This is a genomic window from Prevotella sp., from assembly GCF_036570325.1.
Lineage (GTDB): Bacteria > Bacteroidota > Bacteroidia > Bacteroidales > Bacteroidaceae > Prevotella.
The window spans coordinates 1-23767 of the sequence record NZ_DATCYK010000006.1; the positions used below are offsets into that span (position 1 = coordinate 1).

The 23767-nt window shown below is 47.5% G+C and carries 18 protein-coding genes and 5 tRNA genes; 2 read left to right on the top strand and 21 right to left on the bottom strand.

Annotation, left to right across the window (positions count from 1 at the left end; all coding sequences use genetic code 11):
- The 20 genes from VIR50_RS00370 to rpsU all read right to left on the bottom strand — a co-directional run.
- Positions 1-693: DUF3575 domain-containing protein (locus VIR50_RS00370; RefSeq protein WP_331933167.1), on the bottom strand; the 693-nt coding region annotated here is incomplete at its 3' end.
- A 190-nt stretch (positions 694-883) separates the two neighbouring features.
- Positions 884-1195, bottom strand: a complete 312-nt coding sequence (locus VIR50_RS00375) for a DUF3467 domain-containing protein (RefSeq protein ID WP_331933168.1) — start codon at positions 1193-1195, stop codon at positions 884-886.
- A 328-nt stretch (positions 1196-1523) separates the two neighbouring features.
- A complete protein-coding gene (locus VIR50_RS00380) occupies positions 1524-3197 on the bottom strand; it encodes a WG repeat-containing protein (RefSeq protein WP_331933169.1) in 1674 nt (557 codons plus the stop codon).
- A gap of 323 nt (positions 3198-3520) precedes the next feature.
- Positions 3521-7852, bottom strand: coding sequence for a DNA-directed RNA polymerase subunit beta' (rpoC, locus tag VIR50_RS00385; RefSeq protein WP_331933170.1), 4332 nt, complete (start codon positions 7850-7852; stop codon positions 3521-3523).
- Between the two features lie 12 nt (positions 7853-7864).
- Positions 7865-11677, bottom strand: a complete 3813-nt coding sequence (gene rpoB, locus VIR50_RS00390; protein ID WP_331933171.1) for a DNA-directed RNA polymerase subunit beta — start codon at positions 11675-11677, stop codon at positions 7865-7867.
- 119 nt (positions 11678-11796) lie between these two features.
- The gene (gene rplL / locus VIR50_RS00395; RefSeq protein ID WP_331933172.1) at positions 11797-12174 is read right to left on the bottom strand and encodes a 50S ribosomal protein L7/L12; all 378 of its coding nucleotides are present in this window, start codon (positions 12172-12174) and stop codon (positions 11797-11799) included.
- A 57-nt stretch (positions 12175-12231) separates the two neighbouring features.
- Entirely contained in the window at positions 12232-12750 is a 519-nt protein-coding gene (gene rplJ / locus VIR50_RS00400) for a 50S ribosomal protein L10 (RefSeq protein ID WP_331933173.1), read from the bottom strand.
- A gap of 18 nt (positions 12751-12768) precedes the next feature.
- The gene (gene rplA, locus VIR50_RS00405; protein ID WP_331933174.1) at positions 12769-13461 is read right to left on the bottom strand and encodes a 50S ribosomal protein L1; all 693 of its coding nucleotides are present in this window, start codon (positions 13459-13461) and stop codon (positions 12769-12771) included.
- A 22-nt stretch (positions 13462-13483) separates the two neighbouring features.
- Positions 13484-13924, bottom strand: coding sequence for a 50S ribosomal protein L11 (rplK, locus tag VIR50_RS00410; protein ID WP_331933175.1), 441 nt, complete (start codon positions 13922-13924; stop codon positions 13484-13486).
- Between the two features lie 92 nt (positions 13925-14016).
- Positions 14017-14562: a transcription termination/antitermination protein NusG gene (gene nusG, locus VIR50_RS00415; protein WP_331933176.1), complete on the bottom strand. Its 546-nt coding sequence runs from the start codon at positions 14560-14562 to the stop codon at positions 14017-14019.
- Positions 14563-14570: 8 nt separating this feature from the next.
- Positions 14571-14759 (bottom strand): preprotein translocase subunit SecE, encoded by a 189-nt coding sequence (gene secE / locus VIR50_RS00420; RefSeq protein ID WP_331933177.1) that lies wholly within the window; start codon positions 14757-14759, stop codon positions 14571-14573.
- A gap of 13 nt (positions 14760-14772) precedes the next feature.
- A tRNA-Trp gene (locus tag VIR50_RS00425) sits at positions 14773-14848 on the bottom strand.
- A gap of 53 nt (positions 14849-14901) precedes the next feature.
- The gene (gene tuf / locus VIR50_RS00430; RefSeq protein ID WP_331933178.1) at positions 14902-16092 is read right to left on the bottom strand and encodes an elongation factor Tu; all 1191 of its coding nucleotides are present in this window, start codon (positions 16090-16092) and stop codon (positions 14902-14904) included.
- Between the two features lie 73 nt (positions 16093-16165).
- Positions 16166-16237: transfer RNA gene (locus VIR50_RS00435), tRNA-Thr, on the bottom strand.
- A 5-nt stretch (positions 16238-16242) separates the two neighbouring features.
- Positions 16243-16315: transfer RNA gene (locus tag VIR50_RS00440), tRNA-Gly, on the bottom strand.
- A 62-nt stretch (positions 16316-16377) separates the two neighbouring features.
- A tRNA-Tyr gene (locus VIR50_RS00445) sits at positions 16378-16459 on the bottom strand.
- A 36-nt stretch (positions 16460-16495) separates the two neighbouring features.
- Positions 16496-16569 (bottom strand) — tRNA-Thr (locus VIR50_RS00450).
- Positions 16570-16670: 101 nt separating this feature from the next.
- Positions 16671-16970 carry a ribosome hibernation-promoting factor, HPF/YfiA family gene (gene hpf / locus VIR50_RS00455; RefSeq protein ID WP_331933179.1) on the bottom strand — a complete coding sequence of 100 codons (300 nt, stop codon included), beginning with the start codon at positions 16968-16970 and terminating at the stop codon, positions 16671-16673.
- Between the two features lie 23 nt (positions 16971-16993).
- Positions 16994-17875: a tyrosine recombinase XerC gene (locus tag VIR50_RS00460; protein WP_331933196.1), complete on the bottom strand. Its 882-nt coding sequence runs from the start codon at positions 17873-17875 to the stop codon at positions 16994-16996.
- 82 nt (positions 17876-17957) lie between these two features.
- Positions 17958-18149: a 30S ribosomal protein S21 gene (gene rpsU / locus VIR50_RS00465; protein WP_331933180.1), complete on the bottom strand. Its 192-nt coding sequence runs from the start codon at positions 18147-18149 to the stop codon at positions 17958-17960.
- A 358-nt stretch (positions 18150-18507) separates the two neighbouring features.
- Here rpsU and VIR50_RS00470 point away from each other — a divergent pair, with 358 nt between their 5' ends.
- A complete protein-coding gene (locus VIR50_RS00470) occupies positions 18508-20052 on the top strand; it encodes a rhomboid family intramembrane serine protease (RefSeq protein ID WP_331933181.1) in 1545 nt (514 codons plus the stop codon).
- 627 nt (positions 20053-20679) lie between these two features.
- Here VIR50_RS00470 and VIR50_RS00475 read toward each other — a convergent pair.
- The gene (locus tag VIR50_RS00475) at positions 20680-22479 is read right to left on the bottom strand and encodes an aminopeptidase P family protein (protein ID WP_331933182.1); all 1800 of its coding nucleotides are present in this window, start codon (positions 22477-22479) and stop codon (positions 20680-20682) included.
- Positions 22480-22666: 187 nt separating this feature from the next.
- On the opposite strand from VIR50_RS00475, the gene VIR50_RS00480 reads away from it, so the two are divergent.
- Positions 22667-23659: a malate dehydrogenase gene (locus tag VIR50_RS00480; protein ID WP_331933183.1), complete on the top strand. Its 993-nt coding sequence runs from the start codon at positions 22667-22669 to the stop codon at positions 23657-23659.
- Positions 23660-23767 lie beyond the last annotated feature (108 nt).

Consider the following 23767-nt stretch of genomic DNA (forward strand, 5'->3'; position numbering starts at 1 on the left):
CGGCTTGGCCGGCTCTTCGGTAACGGGCGTAGGAACGGGCTGCGGCACATCGGGCACCACATTATCCGCAGGCACCGGGCGCGGACGCTCGGGCTCACGACCAAAGCGATAAACGACATTAAGACCTAACTGGGGCATGGCAAACCATTTATGGGTATCTTCTATCTGCATGCCGCAACGACGGCATTCATGGGTCTTATACCACGTATGACCCACGGCCGCACCGGCAAAGGCCTCAACATTCCAATGAGAAGAGAGACGCCACGAATGACCATAGAACAAGCCCAAGGCTATCAAGTCACCTTGCTTGCGCTGGTGACGCACGGAGGGATAAAGCCCCAAGGGAAACTTAAGATTGGCTACATTGTAATGGCTGTAGATAACATTGGCACCCCAAAAACGGCCGTGAAAAGCCGCCCTCTTCCAACGACGCACCTCGGGTGCCACAAGCAGGTGGCGCCATTTACGAGTGACGTTGTCGTCGGTGGGCCAAGGACGATAGCCGGCATTGAGGCCAACTGTCCACAAGCTATCTACCTTAAACTCCAAACCTAAGTTCGGCGTAAGGGTAGCATCATAAACAAGATTATTCTTAACAGCAAATGTTTGTTGAGCCGACAAACTCAAATGGCACAGCGCAAATGCCACAAGTAGTATGCTTTTGCGGTATTTAACGTTTAGGTATCCTAACATTATAGTGGTACTTTAAATAAAAACTTTTTATAACTTCCTATACAGCACGGAGCGCCTGACGCAGGCTTTCTCCATAAAAAATATCATGTACGTAATTAATGCAACAAATATAACCCTTATATTCTGAATTTCAAAATATTAAGTCTGCGTATTTAGTTTTTATGTTTATTTAACTCTCCTTTTATCTTTCTTACGCCTGCGGCCCACCATTGAAGGGGGTAGCGATGCGGTCTTCGGTGATTCCCATGTCGATTTTGCCAAACTCTTGTTCGTACTTGATGATGTTCTGTTGCAAGATGGCGGCCAAACGCTTGGCGTGCTCGGGGGCCATGATGACACGACTACCTACCTCGGGCTTAGGCATGCCGGGCAGTATGGTGGCAAAATCAAGAATGAAATCGCTGTGGGAATGGCTTATCAGCGCAAGATTACTATACTTACCGACGGCCACGGAGGGGTTGATGTCGAGATTGATTTCAGTAGATTGGTTGTTTTCGTCCATATAACCGGATATATAAAAATAGAATGAAGTGCCTCGGTCAGGGGCCTAACAACCCATGACGAGTCTTAAATAACTGCTGCAAAGATAAATACAAAAAACTGAATTCCGCAAATAATACATGACATAAAACCAATTATAACAAATATTTCATGTAATATTATGCAACCTGCGACAAAACGACAATTGAGCCTCCGGTTTTTGACCGCATAAAAAGCGATTTCCCAAAGCTGCGTTTCGGGCCGCTCAAAGTGGGCTTTCGACACGACAAAAGCTGCCCTTTGAGCGGCCCGAAACGCAGCTTTGGGAAATCCATACGCCGGCGACCGCCTTACTTGCTGACGACAAACCGTTTGCCATCGATATGACTTATAAAAGTATATTCAAAGGGAATGAGCTCGTTTCCGTCCAAATCAATAACGCCATACTTCTTGTTCTTATGACAGATAATGGCATTTGAGATACGCGACGACTCGAAATCTGCCGAAGTAACAGTGCCGAGTCCCTCCATGAATTTACCCTTCAGCGTGTATGCACTGCCCCCGGGACGTACATTAAACTCAAAGAACTTGCCAAAATAAAAGGTGGGCGTATGGTCATGAATCGAGGAAACCACAACCTTCAGATTGTCATCTATAATGCCATATTTCCCATTCTTACGATACTCAAAATAGGTATATTTATCGGTTTTGTGCTTCCCATACTCATTCGAGGAAGGATATTCGTACAGATATTGCAACCTGCTTTCACGGGTAAGTCCGGTCTTTGTGAGCACACCGGGCTTGCGCAGGTCGCAGAGGAACCATTGTCCTTGACGCAGCAACAACACCTTCTCGGCCGAAAGGAAGAACACATCGTCAAACACCTCGCCGAACACCGGCTTGCCACCTCGGCCCAGCACTCGCTTTTTAGCGCCCAACTTGGCCACGTAATAGCTATCGAAAGCCGACTCGATACTTTGGTACATAAAATTGATCAACACCTTTCCATCCTCGGAAATGATTCCTACCTTACTGCTCTTTGAGGCGATGATTTCTGTGTCAACACCCGTTCGCAAGTAGTCATAGACGAAAGGAATAACGAGCTTTCCGCTCAAATCGAAGGCGCCAACCAGCCCCAACTGATTTATTTGCTTAGCATTGAGCGAATACCACTTTTGAGCTTTTTTATTCCAAGTGGCTTTCCAATCGCTCACTTCCTCAATCGCCTTTTCGGGTAAGCGCAACTTCCTGCCGTTATTAAAGCTCCTGACAAAGAACCGATTTCTACCTTTAATGACATCCCTAAAGACGGGAGGAATGATAATTTCGGCATGGCGATTCAAAATACCGATGGTATCGCCCTTGCTTCCTCGCTCCAAAAAGATGTAGGAACCTTCATAAGGCATAATCCGGTAATACGCCGCAGGCACTACGACCTCGCCTTTCAGATTCAATAGCCCGCGTCCGCCATCGCCCTTAAACTCCAAAAAACGATCGTACAAGGTGGCCCGCAAACTGTGCGTTACGGGCGTATACGCTCCATTCTTGATGTTAATAATATGGTTTTCTACACCTCCCGACGTAAAGACAATGCTGTCATTGCCCGGAATACCATGGAACTTCCAGCCGCTAACAGGCGTGACTCGCTCGAACAGCGATCCTTTCAACCGATATAACATAACACTCCTGCCATCAGAAACGGTCATAAGCCGAAGGTCGGGATTGCCCTTTAACGCATGGATATTCCTATACTTAAACGGTACGATGGAGTTCTCACCAAAGTCAATGACGCCCGTCAGGTTCGACCAATCATAGTCCTCCACGCCCGGCATGTAGGGAATAGCCGCCAACAAGCCGTCATACAGATATTCTATGTACCGATACTTTGTTTTCAGAATTTCACCTTTGCCTATCTCATAGATGTTATAGACCTCGCCCTGCGCCAAGACATTGGCAGGCACAAAAAGAATACTTAGGAAAAACAAGACAGCTGCCAATAGGCGTTTGGTACTTTTATACGTCATGGTTTTGGGGTTAGGATAACATGATAACATGTGTAGGAAAGATTTAAAAACAAAGACCTACCTACTACCAAAGGCAAAAATACGGAAAAATCTTTACACTTCAGACTTCTCCTTAGAAATATTTAAAAGAAAAATACATAGCTTATAGCGGCAAAATACATATTTCATGAATACCAAATACATGCTTTATAAAAATAATATATATACATTATTAAAGGAAAAGACATGCCCCTTCAGAGAAAAATATATACTTCGGAAAAACAAAAAAGGTTGCAGACACGTCGGTCTGCAACCTTTTTAAATATGTTGAATGCTGATAAGACTTAGTCTTCAGCAGCACCTTGTGCGGCGAAATCGAGCACATTCTTGCGGTTAGCCTGAATGCGATCGTGCTCCTCACGAGAGCCAACGATGAGCTTATCCCACTGGCGCAGACCGGTACCTGAAGGTATGCGGTGACCGCAAATAACATTCTCCTTCATGCCTTCCAAGTGATCTACCTTGCCACGGATGGCAGCTTCGTTGAGCACCTTGGTGGTCTCTTGGAACGAAGCAGCACTCATGAAGCTCTTCGTAGCCAAGGCTGCGCGGGTGATACCCTGCAGAATCTGAGTAGAAGTGGCCGGTACGGCGTCACGCACCTGAACCGGATTGAGGTCGCGGCGCTTGAGTGAAGAGTTCTCATCACGCAACTTGCGAGCCGTAACAATCTGTCCCTTCTTCAAAATCTGTGAGTCGCCGGCGTCAATGACAACCTTCTTGCCCCAAATGCGGTCGTTCTCATCGGCAAAGTCGAGCTTGTCAACGAGTTCCTGCTCGAGGAATGTTGTATCACCCGGGTCGTCGATACGAACCTTACGCATCATCTGACGAACGATAATCTCAAAGTGTTTGTCGTTAATCTTCACACCTTGCAGACGGTAAACGTCCTGCACCTCATTCACGATATACTCCTGAACGGCGGTTGGACCCTTAATGGCCAGAATGTCACTCGGCGTGATGACACCATCGGAAAGCGGTGTTCCTGCACGCACGGCGTCGTGTTCCTGAACAAGAATCTGCTTAGACAGCGATACGAGATATTTCTTCTGATCACCGGTCTTGGATGTTACGACAATCTCACGATTACCACGCTTGAGCTTGCCCAGCGTCACCTCACCGTCGATTTCAGAAACGACCGCGGGATTAGACGGGTTGCGAGCCTCGAAAAGTTCGGTTACACGAGGCAGACCACCGGTAATGTCACCGGCACCACCAACGGCACGTGGTATCTTGATCAGCGTTTCACCCGTTTCAATGGTTTGACCATCTTCTACAGAAAGGTGACCACCTACGGGGAAGTTGTAAGTTCCGACAACCTCACCGGCGGCGTTGATCACATCAACTGTCGGCACCTTGGCACGGTCCTTAGAGTCGGTGATAATCTTCTCGGTCATACCCGTGGTTTCGTCGGTCTCGGCATGATAGGTCAAACCTTCGACAACATCGTGGAATTTCAACCGACCTGCGTATTCAGAAACGATAACAGCGTTGAACGGGTCCCACTTAGCAATGAGGTCGCCCTTCTTAACGATGTCACCATTCTTATTATAAAGCGATGAACCATAAGGCACATTAAGCGTACTGAGCACGATATTCGTGTTAGGATCGACGAAGCGAACCTCGGCCAAACGGCTCACAACCATCTGACACTTGACATCACCATTGACACCCTCTTCCACGAATGGAACGGTACGAAGCTCATCAAACTCAAGACGGCTGTCGTTCTTGGCCACAATGCTGGCATTGGCCGCCGCATTACCGGCCACACCACCGGCGTGGAAAGTACGAAGAGTAAGCTGGGTACCGGGCTCACCAATGGCCTGAGCGGCAATCACACCGACAGCCTCACCCTGCTGAACCATGCGGGCAGTGGCCAAGTTACGGCCGTAACACTTCATACATACGCCATGCTTACTCTCACAAGTGAGCACAGAACGGATTTCAACCATTTCGATAGGTGAGGCGTCGATAGCGCGTGCCTTAGCCTCGGTGATTTCCTCACCGGCCTGAACAAGCACCTCGCCCGTAGAAGGATGGATTACATCGTGTACGGATACACGACCGAGAATGCGCTCATACAAAGTAGAGATAATCTCATCGCCATTCTTCAAGGCACGACACTCAAGGCCGCGCAACGTACCACAGTCTTCCTCGTTGATGATTACATCATGGCTGACATCCACCAAACGACGGGTAAGGTAACCGGCGTCGGCAGTCTTCATAGCGGTATCGGCCAAACCCTTACGGGCACCGTGAGACGAAATGAAGTACTCAAGCACCGACATACCTTCCTTAAAGTTGGAAAGAATAGGATTCTCGATAATCTGCGCTCCTTCGGCACCGGCCTTCTGAGGCTTGGCCATCAAACCACGCATACCGGACAACTGCTTAATCTGGTCCTTAGAACCACGGGCTCCGGAATCGAGCATCATATAAACGGCGTTGAAGCCCTGATCGGCTTCGGTCATTTCTTTCATCAAGACATCGCCCAACTCATTGTTAACGTGAGTCCAAGCGTCGATAACCTGATTATAGCGCTCCTTATCGGTGATGAAACCCATGTTGTAGTTATTGGTGATTTCCTCAACCTCACGCTGGCCCTTGCCTACGATATTAGGTTTCTCCTCGGGGATGATGATGTCATCCAAGTTAAAGGAAAGACCGGCTACATAAGACATGTGGTAACCAAGGTTCTTGATACCGTCGAGGAAGTCGCAGGCACGTGCCATACCTACTTCCTTAATAACGTCGGCAATGAGTCCGCGAAGACTCTTCTTGGAAATAATACCATTGAAGAAGCCTACTTCCTCGGGAATAATCTGATTGACAACGACACGACCGACAGAAGTCTCTACCATGTGGCGGACGGGCTTGCCATCAACAACGTCGTTGACAACTACCTTAACCAACGCATGGAGGTCGCAACGGCCCTCGTTATGAGCGATGAGAGCCTCCTCGGGACCGTAGAACGTAAGTCCTTCGCCCTTGGCACCCGGACGAATCTTGGTGATATAATAGAGTCCAAGCACCATGTCCTGTGAAGGAACGGTGATAGGAGCACCATTGGCCGGGTTGAGGATATTGTGGCTCTGAAGCATCAGGATCTGCGCCTCAAGTACCGCCTCATTGCTCAATGGGAGGTGAACAGCCATCTGGTCACCGTCGAAGTCGGCGTTGAACGCGGTACAAGCCAATGGGTGAAGCTGGATAGCTTTGCCCTCAATAAGTTTGGGTTGGAAAGCCTGAATACCCAAACGGTGAAGTGTCGGCGCACGGTTAAGCATAACCGGATGGCCCTTCATGACATTCTCGAGGATGTCCCAAATAATGGGTTCACGGCGATCAACAATTTTCTTGGCGCTCTTAACGGTCTTCACGATACCGCGCTCGATGAGCTTGCGGATGATGAACGGCTTGTAAAGCTCGGCTGCCATCAACTTAGGCAGACCGCACTCGCCCATCTTCAACTCAGGACCTACAACGATAACGGAACGTGCTGAATAGTCGACACGCTTACCGAGAAGGTTCTGACGGAAACGACCTTGCTTACCCTTGAGCGAATCGGAAAGCGACTTCAAAGGACGGTTGCTCTCGCTCTTCACGGCAGAAGCCTTGCGAGAGTTGTCGAACAATGAGTCGACAGCTTCCTGAAGCATACGCTTCTCGTTGCGAAGAATCACCTCGGGAGCCTTGATTTCCATCAGTCGCTTCAAACGGTTGTTACGAATGATGACACGACGATAGAGGTCGTTGAGGTCGGATGTGGCAAAACGGCCACCATCCAGCGGTACCAACGGACGAAGCTCAGGCGGGATTACGGGGATAATCTTCATCACCATCCACTCGGGACGGTTGATTCCCTGAGAAGCCCTGAAGGCCTCTACCACCTGCAAACGCTTCAAAGCCTCAGTCTTACGCTGCTGGCTGGAGTCATTGTTGGCACGGTCGCGCAACTCGTAAGACAGAGAGTCAAGATCCAAGTCGGTCAAAAGATCGTAAATGGCCTCGGCACCCATCTTGGCAACAAACTTGTTAGGATCGTTGTCATCGAGCTGATCGTTATTGGGAGCTACCTGATTATCGAGGATGTCGATGTACTCTTCTTCAGAGAGAAGGTCCATCTTATGTGAGCCGTTCAGCTCAATACCTTCAGCGTCTTTACGGCCTTCCATCACACCGGGCTTTACTACCACGTACTTTTCATAGTACACGATAGCGTCGAGCTTCTTGGTGGGCATGCCAAGCAAATAGCCAATCTTATTGGGCAGAGAGCGGAAATACCAAATGTGAGCAACCGGAACGACCAACTCAATATGGCCGGAACGCTCACGGCGAACTTTCTTCTCAGTAACCTCAACACCGCATCGGTCGCAGACAATTCCCTTATAGCGAATGCGCTTGTACTTACCACAAGCACACTCATAGTCACGGGTAGGACCGAAGATTCGCTCACAGAAAAGACCGTCGCGCTCAGGTTTGTAGGTACGATAATTTATGGTCTCAGGTTTTGTAACCTCACCAAACGAATTTTCCAGTATCTCTTCGGGAGAAGCAAGACCGATGGTAATCTTCGTAAAATTATTTTTTACCTTTGTATCTTTTTTAAAAGCCATGTTTCTTTCACTTTAATCGAGTTTAATACTTAGACCGAGACCACGAAGCTCATGCAGCAATACGTTGAGCGACTCCGGTATTCCCGGTGTTGGCATTGGATCGCCCTTGACGATAGCCTCGTAAGCCTTACTACGGCCAACGGTATCGTCGGACTTGATGGTCAGGATTTCCTGAAGTACGTGGCTTGCGCCAAAGGCCTCGATGGCCCAAACTTCCATTTCTCCGAAACGCTGTCCACCAAACTGCGCCTTACCACCCAACGGCTGTTGCGTAATGAGTGAGTATGGGCCGATAGAGCGGGCGTGCATCTTGTCTTCAACCATGTGGCCGAGTTTCAAGAAGTAGGTAACACCTACGGTTGCGGGCTGGTCGAACTTCTCACCGGTCTCACCATCATACAGATAGGTAGAGCACAGACGAGGCAGACCTGCTTTGTCGGTCCACTCAGAAAGGTCTTCCAACTTGGCACCGTCGAAGATTGGCGTAGCGAACTTGCATCCCAACTTACGTCCGGCAGCACCCAAGATGGCTTCAAAAATCTGTCCGAGGTTCATACGTGAAGGCACACCCATCGGGTTCAACACCAAATCCACGGGGCGACCATCATCCAAGAACGGCATGTCTTCCATGCGAACGACCTTAGAAACGATACCCTTGTTACCATGGCGACCGGCAAGTTTATCACCCACCTGAATCTTACGCTTCTTGGCAACATAGACTTTGGCCATCTGAATGATACCTGAAGGCAACTCATCACCGATAGAGATAGCGAACTTACGGCGCTTCAACTCTGCATCAAGCTGCTTATATTTACGGATATAATTCATGATGAGCTGCTGGATAAGGCTGTTAACATGCTCGTCCTCGGTCCAGTCATTGCTCTGAATACCGTCATACTCAAGGTTCTTCAGGATGGCGGCGCTAAACTTACTACCCTTAGTGACAATCTCAGCTCCGGTATAGTCTTTCACGCCTTGGCAAGTCTTGTCCTCTGTAAGTTCAAGCAACTTGTCTACGAGTATATCCTTCAAGTCCTCATTTTTTGCCTCGTACTCTTCATCAATCTTAGCCAAGATAATCTTGTCTTGCTTCTTTGAGTCACGAGTCTTCACGGCACGAGAGAACAATTTCTTATCGATAACAACACCACTCAACGAGGGATTGGCCTTTAAAGAAGAATCCTTTACGTCGCCGGCCTTATCACCGAAGATGGCGCGCAGCAACTTCTCTTCAGGTGAAGGATCGCTCTCACCCTTCGGAGAAATCTTACCAATAAGGATGTCGCCCGGCTCTACACGAGCACCGACACGAATGATACCGTTATCATCCAAATCCTTTGTGGCTTCTTCGCTTACATTGGGGATGTCGGAAGTGAACTCTTCCACACCACGCTTTGTCTCACGAACATCGAGTGAATACTCATCAACATGAACAGATGTAAGAACATCGTCACGAACCATGCGCTCGGAGATAACAACAGCGTCCTCATAGTTGTAGCCCTTCCAAGGAATGTAAGCTACCATCAGGTTGCGACCGAGAGCCAGCTCACCATTTTCCGTGGCATAACCTTCGGTAAGGATGTCGCCTGCTTTCACACGCTGACCCTTGTTGCAAATAGGACGAAGGTCGATAGTCATATTCTGATTGGTGCGGCGGAACTTAGGAATGCGATATTCCTTCAAGGCCGGCTCAAAGCTGACAAACTCTTCCTCCTCTGTACGATCATAGAGAATACGAATGGTAGTAGCGTCAACATATTCGATAACACCATCACCCTCGGCAGTAACCATGGTACGAGAATCCTCGCACACTTGGCGTTCCAAGCCGGTTCCTACAATAGGAGCGTCATTGTGGAGCAAAGGTACAGCTTGGCGCATCATGTTACAACCCATCAGCGCACGGTGACCGTCATCATGCTCCAAGAAAGGAATCAAGGCTGCGGAAACCGAAGCAATCTGCTGTGGAGCAACGTCCACCAAGTCAACTTCTGTAGGAGGAACAACCGGATAATCAGCATCCTGACGACATTTTACCGTCTCACGGATGAATGAACCATCTTCTTTCAAAGGCGCGTTACCCTGTCCGATAATCTTCTCCTCTTCCTCTTCGGCTGTGAGATAAACAACATCCTTGTTGTCCATATCAACTTTTGAGGAACGAACAGAACGGTAAGGTGTCACGATAAAGCCAAGGTCGTTGATCTTAGCATACACACAAAGTGAAGAAATCAAACCGATGTTAGGTCCTTCAGGGCTCTCGATAGGGCATAAACGACCATAGTGGGTGTAGTGAACGTCACGTACTTCAAAGCCGGCACGCTCACGAGACAAACCACCGGGACCAAGAGCGGAGAGACGACGCTTGTGGGTTACCTCCGCAAGTGGGTTGGTCTGGTCCATGAACTGGCTCAACGGATTGGTTCCAAAGAAAGAATTGATAACGCTCGAAATGGTCTTGGCGTTAATCAAGTCGGTGGGCGTGAACACTTCGTTGTCACGGACATTCATGCGCTCACGAATCGTACGGCTCATACGAGCGAGACCGATGGCAAACTGATTGCTCAACTGCTCACCTACCGTACGAACACGACGGTTACTCAAGTGGTCAATATCATCAACGGTAGCGTTGGAGTTAACCAATTGAATCAAGTATTTTATAATCTCGATAATGTCGTCTTTCGTCAAAACACGAACGTCCATATCGGTATCGAGACCTAATTTCTTATTGATACGATAGCGACCTACTTCTCCTAAATCATAACGCTTATCGGAGAAGAACAAGTTCTGGAACACTTCACGAGCACTCGCATCATCGGCAGGATCCGCATTACGCAACTGGCGATAGATGTAGTTAACAGCTTCCTTCTCTGAGTTGCTGGGGTCCTTGGAAAGTGTATTGAAGATAATGGTGAACTTGTTGGCAGCCTCCGCGTCCTTATGCAGCAGGACTGTTGAAGTACCACTGTCGAGGATTTCTGCGATATTATCCTCTGTAAGCTCTGTCTCACGTTCCATGATAACCTCGTTACGCTCGATAGATACAACTTCACCTGTATCCTCATCAACGAAGTCTTCATTCCAGCTTTTCAGAACACGAGCGGCAAGTTTACGACCTACGGCGGCCTTCATATTCTTCTTATTGACTTTAACTTCCTCAGCCAAGTCGAATATCTGAAGAATATCCTTGTCTTGCTCGAAGCCCATGGCACGGAGCAAAGTGGTTACGGGTAACTTCTTCTTACGGTCGATGTAAGCATACATCACATTGTTAATGTCTGTAGCAAACTCTATCCATGATCCCTTGAAAGGAATGATACGGGCACTGTATAACACTGTGCCATTAGCGTGAACGCCTTGTCCGAAGAATACACCGGGTGAACGGTGCAACTGTGAAACGACAACTCGTTCAGCTCCGTTAATGACAAAGGTACCATTCTTAGTCATGTAAGGGATTGTACCCAAGAACACATCTTGGATAAATGTGCCGAAATCCTCATGATCAGGATCGGTACAGTACAGTTTCATCTTGGCCTTAAGAGGTACGCTATAGGTCAACCCACGCTCCAAGCACTCATCAATCGTGTAGCGAGGCGGATCGATATAGTAATCCAAGAACTCAAGAACGAAATTATTTCTTGTGTCGGTGATAGGGAAGTTCTCTGCGAACACCTTATACAAACCGTCATTCTTGCGTTCTTCAGGTGGAGTATCCAACTGTAAGAAGTCCTTAAATGACTTCAACTGCACATCGAGAAAATCCGGATAAGGAAGCGGATTATGCACGCTGGCGAAATTTACTCTGTTATCAACAATGTTTGTAGCCATATATTATTTTTTAATTGGCTGCCGGTAAAACGCAACAGCTAATTAGGATAAAAGACACAAAAAGGTTAGGACCCACCTACTTAGTAGATCCTAACCATATTCAAAAAGTTTCGGTTCAATTACTTGAGCTCAACCTTAGCACCGGCTTCTTCGATAGCCTTCTTCAGGTTCTCAGCCTCTTCTTTAGAGAGACCTTCCTTAACGGTAGCAGGAGCACCGTCTACGAGATCCTTAGCTTCCTTCAAGCCGAGACCGCAAGCTTCCTTAACAGCCTTAACAACCTGAAGCTTTGTAGCGCCAACCTCAGTGAGGACTACATCAAAAGATGTCTTTTCCTCAGCAGCGGCTGCACCTGCAGCAGCAGGACCAGCAGCTACAGCAACAGCTGCAGCAGCAGGCTCAATACCATACTCGTCCTTCAGGACTGTTGCCAACTCATTAACTTCCTTAACAGTAAGATTTACTAATTCTTCTGCAATAGCTTTTATGTCTGCCATTTTATTCTATAATTTAATTTGTTCTTAAAAAAGGTTTAATTGACTTTAAGTGTGTTATTATTCAGGACGCTCGCCTAAAGTCTTGAGCACACCATGGATGGTGTTTGCGCCTGACTGAAGAGCAGAAACAACGTTCTTGGCAGGTGATTGCAGCAAAGCAACAATATCCGCGATAACTTCGTTCTTGCTCTTGAGAGCTGCAAGCTCTTCAAGTTTGTCTGCACCAACATAGATGCTTTCCTCTGCATAAGCAGCCTTCAATGCGGGAATTCCTTCCTTAACATATTCTTTCAGCAACTTGGCAGGGTCATTAGCTGTATTAGAGAATAAAACAGCAGTGTTGCCCTTGAGTGCGGTGTAGATGGGTGCATAATCAACATCAGAAGCCTCGAAAGCCTTGTGAAGAAGGTTGTTCTTCACAACGACCATCTTGATTTCCTTCTGGAAGCACTTACGACGCAGATTAGAGGTTGCCTCAGCATTCAATCCGGTAACGTCTACCAGATAGAAGTGAGCGTACTCCTTCATCTTTTGTCCAAGTTCTACAATAATAGTATCTTTTACTTCTTTCTTCATTTTACAAAACTTTTAGAGTTATTCAACTGATTTAGGATCAATCTTGATACCCTTACTCATCGTGCTCGAAATAAAGATACTCTTGATATATGTACCTTTAGCAGCAGCAGGCTTCAATTTGATAACCGTAGAAATAAATTCCTTAGCGTTACCAAGTATCTGCTCAGCAGTCATATTAACCTTACCGATTGAGGTATGGATAATACCGGCCTTGTCAACTTTAAAGTCAATCTTACCCTGCTTCACTTCCTTAACTGCCTTAGCGACATCCATTGTTACAGTACCGCTCTTAGGGTTAGGCATCAAACCACGGGGACCGAGAACACGGCCCAAAGGTCCAAGTTTACCCATGCAAGACGGCATAGTGATAATCACGTCAACATCAGTCCAACCGCCCTTGATCTTTTCGACATATTCATCAAGACCAACATAATCAGCGCCTGCTTCTTTAGCGGCAGCCTCCTGATCAGGAGTACAGAGAGCGAGAACTCGTGTAACCTTACCAGTACCGTTCGGCAACGACACAACGCCGCGAACCATCTGGTTGGCCTTACGAGGGTCTACACCAAGACGTACATCCATATCAACCGAAGCTTCAAATTTGGTAGTAGTGATTTCCTTAACCAACTCTGCTGCTTCTGCCAATGTGTATGCCTTCCCTGCTTCAACCTTCTCAGCTACTGATTTTTGATTTTTTGTCAGTTTACTCATTTTCTTAATTGAAGTTTATTTTTTATTTACCAGGGAAGTCCCCTTTTACAGTGATACCCATTGAACGGGCTGTACCGGCTACAAGCTTCATAGCTGACTCTACTGTGAAACAGTTAAGATCTTTCAGCTTGTCCTCAGCGATAACCTTCACGTCGTCCCAAGTTACAGAAGCAACTTTCTTACGGTTAGGCTCGCCTGAACCACTCTTAATCTTGGCAAGCTCCTTCAACTGTACAGCTGCGGGAGATGTCTTGATTTCAAAGCTGAATGACTTGTCGGTATAGTAAGTGATAACAACAGGAAGAATCTTACCTGCCTTATCCTGGGTGCGGGCGTTGAATTCCTTACAGAATCCCATAATGTTGATACCCTTAGAACCCAATGCGGGTCCTACTGGAGGAGAAGGATTCGCAGCGCCACCTTTAATCTGTAATTTGATTAATCCAGCAACTTCTTTAGCCATTTCTTTGTTAATAATTAATTGATTTATATAATCAGCTGAAAGAATGGAAGCTACTTCAGCTTATTCGGATAAAACTAACGTAACATCTAATTTTATCCTTCTTTTTCTACCTGCATGAAACCGAGTTCCAACGGAGTCTTGCGACCAAAAATCTTTACCATTACCTTCAGTTTATGCTTTTCAGCATTCACCTCCTCGATAACGCCACTGAAACCGCTGAAAGGACCATCTGTAACCTTCACTGTCTCATCGACTACGTAAGGAATATCTACAGTATCCTCTATCTCCGTTTCTTCTGCTGTACCCAGCATACGGTTAATATCTGACTGAGGAACGGGCGAAGGATTATCCAAGCCACCCAAGAACCCGAGACAGTTAGGCATGAAGCGTAAAGTGTGCGCCACATCACCAATCAGATTTGCCTCAACAAAAACATAGCCAGGAAGAGAAACTTTCTCCTTGACTACTCTTTTGCCATTTCTGAGAGAAGCATGCTTCTCCACAGGAATCAATACCTGAAATACATTGGCAGCTAATAAGTCGTTATGCTTCATTTCGGCCTCAATATACTCTTTGAGTTTAGCCTCCTTGCCACTAACGGCTTTTACAACATACCAATTCTTTTTTACATCTGCCATTTCCTTGTTTAATTAGGGTAAATCACGCTCATCACAAATTTGAACAAGCTATCCATGCAGAACACAACAAGAGCAATGACAAGGGAAGCAGATAATACAACCATTGCGCTGTGGGTCAGTTCGGCACGCGAAGGCCATGTTGTTCTATGAGCAAGCTCATCATAACAAGCTTTGCAATAATTTACGATCTTATTCATATTATCTTCTGATTGGCACGGGTTGGAGGGCTCGAACCCCCGACACCTGGTTTTGGAGACCAGTGCTCTACCAACTGAGCTAAACCCGTAAAAAAGATTCCCGCCACCGCAGTAGCGGGAATCGTTATATCGCTAATTGATATTAGTCTTCGTAAACTTCTGTAATCTGACCAGAACCTACAGTACGACCACCTTCGCGGATAGCGAAACGGAGACCTTGGTTCAAAGCTACAGCGTAGATAAGCTCAACAGTGATCTCAACGTTATCACCGGGCATTACCATATCAACGCCCTCTGGCAAAGAGATTTCACCTGTGCAGTCCATTGTACGGAGATAGAACTGAGGACGATACTTGTTTCCGAATGGAGTATGACGACCACCCTCTTCTTTCTTCAATACGTAGATAGAAGCCTTAAACTTCTTGAAAGGCTTAATCTGACCGGGATGGCAGAGAACCATACCACGCTTAATCTCAGCCTTATCGATACCACGGAGCAACAAACCTACGTTGTCACCAGCCTGACCTTCGTCCAAAATCTTGCGGAACATTTCAACGCCTGTTACTACAGACTTCTTATCCTCGCCAAGACCGAGCAATTCTACTTCATCACCTACGTGGATAACACCAGTCTCGATACGACCTGTTGCTACAGTACCACGACCTGTGATTGAGAATACGTCCTCAATAGGCATCAAGAAAGGCTTGTCAGTAGCACGAGGAGGCTCTTGGATCCACTCATCAACAGTGCTCATGAGCTCCATTACGCGGTCTACCCACTTTTCAACGCCGTTCAAAGCACCGAGTGCAGAACCACGAATGATAGGAGTATCCTCTTCAAATTCGTACTGCTCGAGGATTTCACGAACTTCCATTTCAACGAGTTCGAGCATTTCCTCATCCTCTACCATATCGCACTTGTTCAGGAACACAACCAAACGAGGAACGTTCACCTGACGAGCGAGAAGCACGTGCTCACGTGTCTGAGGCATAGGACCGTCAGTAGCAGCTACAACCAAGATAGCACCATCCATCTGAGCGGCACCAGTAACCATGTTCTTTACATAGTCAGCGTGACCCGGGCAGTCTACGTGTGCATAGTGACGATTAGCTGTTTCATACTCAATGTGGGCAGAGTTGATGGTAATACCACGCTCTTTTTCCTCAGGAGCATTATCAATCTGATCGAAAGACTTAACATCTTCGCTACCGAAACCCTTATCGTGAAGAGTCTTAGAAATGGCAGCTGTCAAAGTTGTCTTACCGTGGTCTACGTGACCGATAGTACCAATGTTAACATGCGGCTTGGTACGCTGGAATGTCTCTTTAGCCATAGCTTAAAAATTTTATTTGTAATTATATTGAATAATCTTGTTTTTCTCCGTCTAGAATATAGAATCGAAGTAGAGCTGTAACTGAGAGTTGAACTCAGGACCTCTTCCTTACCAAGGAAGTGCTCTACCACTGAGCTATTACAGCAAGTGAGCGGAAAACGGGGCTCAAACCCGCGACCCCCAGCTTGGAAGGCTAGTGCTCTATCAACTGAGCTATTTCCGCATTATATGATTTTCCGTCTTTATATTATATATAAGGTAAGAAAACCTTTACTTCTATTGAAGTGGGTAGTGATGGATTCGAACCACCGAAGCTAGAAGCAGCAGATTTACAGTCTGCCCCATTTGGCCACTCTGGAAACTACCCTTGTGTTATCATCAAAATCTGCGTACAGACTTCTTGAGCCTCTTGTCGGATTCGAACCAACGACCCCGAGATTACAAATCACGTGCTCTGGCCAACTGAGCTAAAGAGGCAAGTCTTTGCAGCCGCCTCAGACGGCTTAAAACAGACGTGTTGTAAAACGGCTGCAAAGATACGACTTATTTTTTATTTTCCAAAACTTTTCCGTTTTTTTTTACCGACTGCGCACTTTTTCCTTGAATTTGGTAAGCTGTACTTTCAAAGAATCAACGGTCTGATCTACTCCTTCTTCAAAAGTATCGCATGTTTTCTCGGCAAAGAGCGCTTTACCTGCCACATCTACCGTGATACTCACGCTTTTGTTCATGGCAGTCGCCGGCTTCACGACTTTTAATTGCACCTCTACTTTCTGTATATCTTCGTAAGTTTTCTCTAACTTGGCGACTTTTTTCTCAATAAACGCCTGTAACTTTTCGGTAGTGTCGAAATGAATCGACTTAATCATTAGTTCCATAGTGACCTCCAATTTTTAAAAGGTTACGCCCGAGGATGGGCTTCGGTATATACTTGCTTCAACTGCTCAAACGTGGTATGGGTATAAATCTCCGTCGTAGAGAGACTCTCATGCCCCAGCAGTTTCTTCACGCTTTCCAACCCGGCCCGATGATTCAACATCGCCGTGGCAAAGGAATGTCTTAGCACGTGCGGCGTATTCTTCGCCAACGTACTCACTTTTGACAAGTACTTTTCGACCTCATACCTCACTTGAGCAGGCTTCATGCGCTGCCCTTTATCGGTAAGAAATAACGCATCCGACTGTTTCCCTACCTGCTTATCGCGCAGTTGTAGAAAAGTTTTCAGCGTTTCGTCCAGCTCTTCGCCAAAAGGAATCACACGTTGCTTGTTTCTCTTGCCCAGCACTTTCAGTTGTCGACCTCCAAAATCCACCGAAGCATCGTCCAACCCCGTAAGTTCCGATAAACGGATTCCGGTTTCGTAGAACATCATAATAATGGTACGCGCGCGCAACATCTTATAATCGTCCGTCCAATTTTCAGAATCCAAGAGACCATTCATCTCTTTTTCTTTCACAAATTGGGGCAGCGGCTTGGCTTTCTTGGGGCCTCGCACTTCACGAGCGGGGTCTTTCCTTACCTGATTTCGCGATAGAGCAAAACGATAAAAGGAACGTAATGCGCTCAGTCGTCTATTGATTGAGGTCGCACTATTTCCTTTATCCATCATACTCTCCACCCAATCACGGATAATATCAGAGTCTACCGACTCCCAAGAGAGATGACAATTCAATTTCTTGAAGTAAGCTTCGAAGGCTTCCAAGTCTTCGCCATAGCTCTTCACCGTCAGCAATGAGCGGCTGCGCTCATACTGCAAGTAGTTCAAAAAATCGGCTATTATCATCATGCGTTGCTAAGAACTTCTTTTGGCAACGAATATACGGAAATAATTTTAAACTACCAAACTTTTAACGGGAATTTATGTATTATTCCTCGTTAGTACGCAACTGCTGTACGTAAATGGCATGCTCCATCTTGAGTCTCTTCAAGACAGAAGGCTTGTTGTACTGCTGACGAGTACGCAATTCCTTAACAACACCTGTCTTTTCGAATTTTCTCTTGAACTTCTTAAGAGCTCTCTCGATGTTCTCACCATCTTTTACGGGTACAATAATCATGTTTTTTTGTTTTGAATTTAAATTTGTTGTTTATTCATTTAACACTCAAGTGGTTACATCCTTTTCGGACACAATGCCACCATAAGCGGGTGCAAAGTTACATGATTTTTGGCCAACCACCAAATTATTTATCTAATTTCTTAGTTACGAACACGTTAGTATCAAACCCGACACCTTGTTCCTTTCCTGCTATTTTCGCAAGCTCAACAAACTATTATTACCTGATTTACGCACCCACGCTGCCTTTCCAAGCCGTCTTGCGCCACATCGTAACACCATCGCCTTTTCGCAATTACAATAACGTTTTTTCGCAATAAGTCGAGCAGAGATACGTTATCTACGCAAAGAACCCTATGAAATGAAAGATAAACTACGCCTCGTTTTCTTGCCATTCGTGCTGGCACTCGCAGGGCTGACGGTGGGTTACACGCTGCTGAATTGGCTTTTATTCGTCAAGCTCGGCCTATTCCATCCGAAAGAAAGCCTGACGCAAATCGTATTCCCCTTACTACTTGCGGGAGCAACAAGTTTGTTTTATATTGCGCCTAAGCTGAAAGCGCTCAAGCTCAAAATAGACTTTTACCATACGTTTTTGGCTTGTCTCGGCCTGCTGATACCGACCATATTCGCCCAGAAATACATGACGGTAAGCACGGGAAGGCTGACCACGCTGCCATCTGTTGAACTCATAGGGAATCACGAGCCTACGAAATACTACGAATTTGGGGCGTACAGCCTCGACACCACCGCCATACGCTACTACGCCACCTATAAGGTAACGGGCAAAAACGCCAACAATTTCAACATGTATCTCTATGCGATCATGCCTCTTCAGGCCATCGGGAAAGACGCACTCGCTCAAGAACCGACCACATGGATGGGCGTTGTTTATGAGAAAGAAATAAGCAACCACAGCAGCGATGAGAAGAAAGAAAGGATATACAACGCATTCATCAGGCAAAGCCAAATCCAAACCGAGCATGGCGATTTCACACGATACCGCTGCTTCGAGCGGATAGACAGCTCGTCAGACGACTATGAAGGCTTTGCCAATGCCATCGGGCAAGAATTTTTCTACCAACCTTCCACCACCCCAATCATACTCCGTGGCATGACCACTCCTTACGAAGCGAGGGGTGGCGACTTGCCGCAACGTTTCTCCATTGCCCTCGCCATCACCCTTGCCGTGTGGCTTCTGCTCACCATCCTTCCCAAGGCCAACCCTAAGGAAATCAAGCGAATAAAGGACAAAAAGCCCGATCTCATGGCTCAAGCCGAGCGACAAGAGTGGCTCAACCTCATCCTTCCACAGCCCAATTACTTCGTCACGCCCATCCTCATCCACCTAAACACCGCCGTGTTTCTCTTGATGGTCCTTGCCGGGAAAGGCTTTCTCACCTTTCAGGCCGACGACTTGCTCGCTTGGGGCGCCTGCTACGCCCCTCTCATCAGTGAGGGACAATGGTGGCGAATACTCACTGCCGCCTTCCTACATGGCGGCGTTACACACCTGCTTGCCAACCTATTTTGCCTTTTCTACGTGGGCGTTCACCTCGAAACACTGATGAGCCGAGGCCAATACCTCTGCGTTTACCTGCTCTCAGCCCTTGCCGGAAGCGCCGTCAGTCTGCTGTGGCACGCCGAGCCTGTCGTAGCCGTGGGAGCGTCAGGAGCCATCTTCGGTCTCTACGGAGCCTACATAGCACTGCTTTTAGGCAGGATATATCCAAAGCAACACACGAAGTCCATACTCAAGGAAACGGCCATCTTCATTGGCTTCAACCTCTTGATGGGCATACTGCCGGGCATAGACAACGCCGCCCACATCGGCGGACTGCTCTGCGGTTTTGCCCTCGGCTTCGCGTTTCTCACCTCATGCAAGCAGAAAATAAGGAAGAAATAACGAGACCGAAAACAAACATTATTTCCTCCCATCGCTCACATATATAAAATTAATGTTGGGATAACGCAACGCCGATACCTATCAACACATCTTTTATTTTTCAACTTTCAAATCGACAAAACGTAAAGAAACCGGAGTGTTTTTTAACACTTCGGCGCATCATCATGCAGCTGCCGGCAAACCGTTTTCAGAGAATTGAAAGCACAAAAAGCAACCATTACAAATGCGAGAAACCGCATGAATCCCCCCGAAGCCATGCTTTCAGATGACAAGAACACGCTAATCACAATACCAAAAGCACGCTTCAATAACGTTAAAGGACCGCTATGGCAGGCCCAAAGCATAGCTATGAGGAAGCCATCAAAGTCTTCACAATACACAAAAGCATAATAACCCACTCATTATCAACAAGATAACAAAACACCCTTATTTCCCTTTCAACCCACCAAAAGTCAGGATTGAAGAAAAATAAGGGCATGATTTAAAAGATAATGTCAAGAAAAATGACAAGTTTTTAACACTTATCGACCATGTTCCCACGGCCTAATCATGGACCCAAACCCAATAAATACTTACGTAAAAACTTTATTCTTGAAGTGTCTCCACGGCCTTATGACGAGGCGAAAATTATCCTATCGGCCGTGTGGCTTCGGCCAACCATGCACGCTCAGGCTCATCGAGCAAAGGCGAAAGACGGTCAAACACCGACTGATGGTAGTCGTTGAGCCACGTTATTTCTTCCGAAGTAAGGAGCGAGCGGTCGATGGGCGCCGTGTCGATGGGACACAACGTGAGCGATTCCATCTGTAAAAAGCGACCGAAAGCAGTCTCCTTATAGGGCTTTATCAGCAAAGTGTTCTCTATACGCACGCCAAATCGGCCGGCCAAATAAAGCCCCGGCTCGTCTGTCACGGTCATTCCGGCCCGCAAGGGGGCTGGTTTGTACTCCATACGGATTTGATGTGGCCCCTCGTGCACGTTGAGATAAGCCCCTACGCCATGGCCTGTGCCGTGGAGATAGTTGAGCCCCTCCTGCCACAGAGGGCCACGGGCAAAGGCGTCTATCTGCGTGCCGCTGGCCCCATCGGGGAATTTCGCCAACTCCAATTGTATGTGTCCTTTCAATACGAGCGTGTAAACATGGCGCTGCTCATCGGTCACCGGGCCCAGCGCTACGGTGCGGGTGATGTCCGTCGTGCCGTCCTGATATTGCGCCCCGCTATCTATGAGAATCAATCCGTGGGGCTCCAAGGCGGCGTCCGTGGCCGGTGTAGCCTCGTAATGCACGATGGCGCCGTGGGCTTCGTAGCCCGCTATCGTGTCGAAGGATATGTCTTTGAAGAGCGGTTGCTCCTTTCGCAAGGCCAAGAGCTTCTCTCCCACCGTCATTTCGGTCTGCCCTCCGGCCTCAACAGCCGGCTTCAACCAGCGCAGAAATTTCACCATCGCCACGCCGTCACGCTCCATGGCCCGCCTGAAACCTGCTATCTCGGCTTCGTTCTTTACGGCTTTCATCGATGGAACGGGCGAAGGTCGGCGCACCACCGTGGCCCTATTTTCCTTCATACAGCCCATGAAGAAACTGCTGGTTTCGTTCTCATCCATCAAAATATTGTAGCCGAAATAGTCCCGGCGCAGGTAATCGGCCACTTCTTCGTAAGGTTTGACCGCTATGTTTTGGGCCTTCAGGTAGTCGGCCACGGCCCCGGTGACTTTCCGAGGGTGCACGAAGAGCGTGGTTTTCTCGGGTTCTATCACCAAATAAGCCACGAACACGGGGTTACAATGTACATCGGTGCCCCGCAAGTTGAGCGTCCAAGCGATGTCGTCGAGGGCCGACATCAGCATGCCGTCACAATGTTGCTCACGCAATGCCCACCTTATGCGCTCCAACTTGTCAGCCGTCGCCTCGCCGGCAAGGGCCAATGGTTGCAAGGTTATGGTGTTTTGGGGTATCGATGGGCGGTCGGTCCATAGGTTTTTCATAGGGTCTAAGTTGGTGCGCAGCGTCAGTCCGCCTTGTCGCCGCAGCTCATCCACCAATTCATCCACCACGGCCGCGCTGCTCACCCGGCCGTCAATGCCCACTTCCTTGCTGCTACTCTCGGCCAATTGCCTGCCCAACCACTCGGGAATGGTTGGCGTTCCGGCCACTTTCTGCTTCATGAGCGCTATGCCGGTGCCTTGCAGTTGTTCCTCGGCCGCTATGAAATAACGCGAGTCAGTCCACAGAGCGGCCTGCTCCATGGTGACCACCACGGTTCCCGCCGAGCCGTCGAAGCCCGATAACCATTCACGACTTTTCCAATGGTCGGCTACGTACTCGCTGTTGTGCGCGTCACTATCAGGGATAATAAACGCGGCCATGTGCTCACGGGTCATCAATTCCCGCAAGGCCGCTATTCGAGACAAGATTTGTTGTTTCATCCTTATTTTGTAATATAAACTTGACAAAGATAGGTTTTTTAAGAATTAACAACAAATTAAATACGAAATAAGTAAACGCCATTTGCCTTTTTTTACTATCTTTGCCATTGGAACGAAACCTGATATTTTCATTCCAACAACTTGTAAAAAACACTTACATACATTATATAAATAATAAGTTACAGTTATGAATTATTTAACGAATGACAAGCTGGTCATCGTCGGTGCAGGCGGTATGATCGGTTCTAACATGGTACAGAGCGTCCTCACGCTTGGTCTTACTCCTAATATTTGTCTCTACGACATCTTTGAACCGGGCGTTCATGGTGTTTACGACGAGATGGCACAGTGTGCTTTCCCCGGCGCTAACCTCTGCTGGACTACCGATCCCGAAAAGGCTTTCACCGGTGCCAAATATATCATTTCTTCAGGTGGCGCGCCCCGTAAGGAAGGCATGACCCGCGAGGATTTGCTCAAAGGCAACTGTCAAATAGCCGCTGAGTTTGGTGATAACATCAAGAAATACTGCCCTGAGGTAGAGCACGTTGTCGTTATCTTCAACCCCGCTGACGTAACAGCGCTCACCACATTGATTCACTCCGGCTTGAAACCTAACCAGCTTACATCACTCGCCGCTCTCGATTCTACTCGTTTGCAGCAGGCTTTGGCTGAGGAATTCGGCGTTCAGCAGGACAAGGTTACGGGCGCTCACACCTTCGGAGGCCATGGAGAGCAGATGGCTGTCTTCGCTTCTCAGGTGAAGATCGATGGCAAGCCATTGGCTGAAATGGGTCTGTCTGACGAGCGTTGGGAAGAAATCAAGCATCACACTGTGCAGGGTGGCTCTAACATTATCAAGCTTCGTGGCCGCAGTTCATTCCAAAGCCCCGCTTACAATGCCGTTAAGATGATCGAGGCAGCTATGGGTGGAGCAGAGTTTACCTTGCCTGCCGGCTGCTATGTAAGCAACGACAAGCTCGGTTTCAAGAACGTTATGATGGCTATGCCTACCACTATCGACAAGACGGGTGTTCACTTTGTAGAACCTCAGGGCACCGCTGACGAGTTGGCATCACTGCAGAAGTCTTACGAACATCTTTGCAAGATGCGCGATGAGATCGTAGGCTTGGGTATTGTTCCTCCCGTTGATCAGTGGAAGGAAATGAACCCCAACCTCTAAGGAATACACCTTATTATATAATAATAGGAGGGCGTGTCTCAACAGACACGCCCTCTTTCGTTACCAAGAAATCCAACGGCTACGTTGTCATACTTTTGCTTCTTTTCA

What these genes read in the sequence shown, in the direction of transcription:
- VIR50_RS00375 (WP_331933168.1), bottom strand. Translation starts at nt 1,195, where the DNA reads ATGGACGAAAACAACCAATCTACTGAAATCAATCTCGACATCAACCCC.
- VIR50_RS00380 (WP_331933169.1), bottom strand. Translation starts at nt 3,197, where the DNA reads ATGACGTATAAAAGTACCAAACGCCTATTGGCAGCTGTCTTGTTTTTC.
- rpoC (WP_331933170.1), bottom strand. Translation starts at nt 7,852, where the DNA reads ATGGCTTTTAAAAAAGATACAAAGGTAAAAAATAATTTTACGAAGATT.
- rpoB (WP_331933171.1), bottom strand. Translation starts at nt 11,677, where the DNA reads ATGGCTACAAACATTGTTGATAACAGAGTAAATTTCGCCAGCGTGCAT.
- rplL (WP_331933172.1), bottom strand. Translation starts at nt 12,174, where the DNA reads ATGGCAGACATAAAAGCTATTGCAGAAGAATTAGTAAATCTTACTGTT.
- rplJ (WP_331933173.1), bottom strand. Translation starts at nt 12,750, where the DNA reads ATGAAGAAAGAAGTAAAAGATACTATTATTGTAGAACTTGGACAAAAG.
- rplA (WP_331933174.1), bottom strand. Translation starts at nt 13,461, where the DNA reads ATGAGTAAACTGACAAAAAATCAAAAATCAGTAGCTGAGAAGGTTGAA.
- rplK (WP_331933175.1), bottom strand. Translation starts at nt 13,924, where the DNA reads ATGGCTAAAGAAGTTGCTGGATTAATCAAATTACAGATTAAAGGTGGC.
- nusG (WP_331933176.1), bottom strand. Translation starts at nt 14,562, where the DNA reads ATGGCAGATGTAAAAAAGAATTGGTATGTTGTAAAAGCCGTTAGTGGC.
- secE (WP_331933177.1), bottom strand. Translation starts at nt 14,759, where the DNA reads ATGAATAAGATCGTAAATTATTGCAAAGCTTGTTATGATGAGCTTGCT.
- tuf (WP_331933178.1), bottom strand. Translation starts at nt 16,092, where the DNA reads ATGGCTAAAGAGACATTCCAGCGTACCAAGCCGCATGTTAACATTGGT.
- hpf (WP_331933179.1), bottom strand. Translation starts at nt 16,970, where the DNA reads ATGGAACTAATGATTAAGTCGATTCATTTCGACACTACCGAAAAGTTA.
- VIR50_RS00460 (WP_331933196.1), bottom strand. Translation starts at nt 17,875, where the DNA reads ATGATAATAGCCGATTTTTTGAACTACTTGCAGTATGAGCGCAGCCGC.
- rpsU (WP_331933180.1), bottom strand. Translation starts at nt 18,149, where the DNA reads ATGATTATTGTACCCGTAAAAGATGGTGAGAACATCGAGAGAGCTCTT.
- VIR50_RS00470 (WP_331933181.1), top strand. Translation starts at nt 18,508, where the DNA reads ATGAAAGATAAACTACGCCTCGTTTTCTTGCCATTCGTGCTGGCACTC.
- VIR50_RS00475 (WP_331933182.1), bottom strand. Translation starts at nt 22,479, where the DNA reads ATGAAACAACAAATCTTGTCTCGAATAGCGGCCTTGCGGGAATTGATG.
- VIR50_RS00480 (WP_331933183.1), top strand. Translation starts at nt 22,667, where the DNA reads ATGAATTATTTAACGAATGACAAGCTGGTCATCGTCGGTGCAGGCGGT.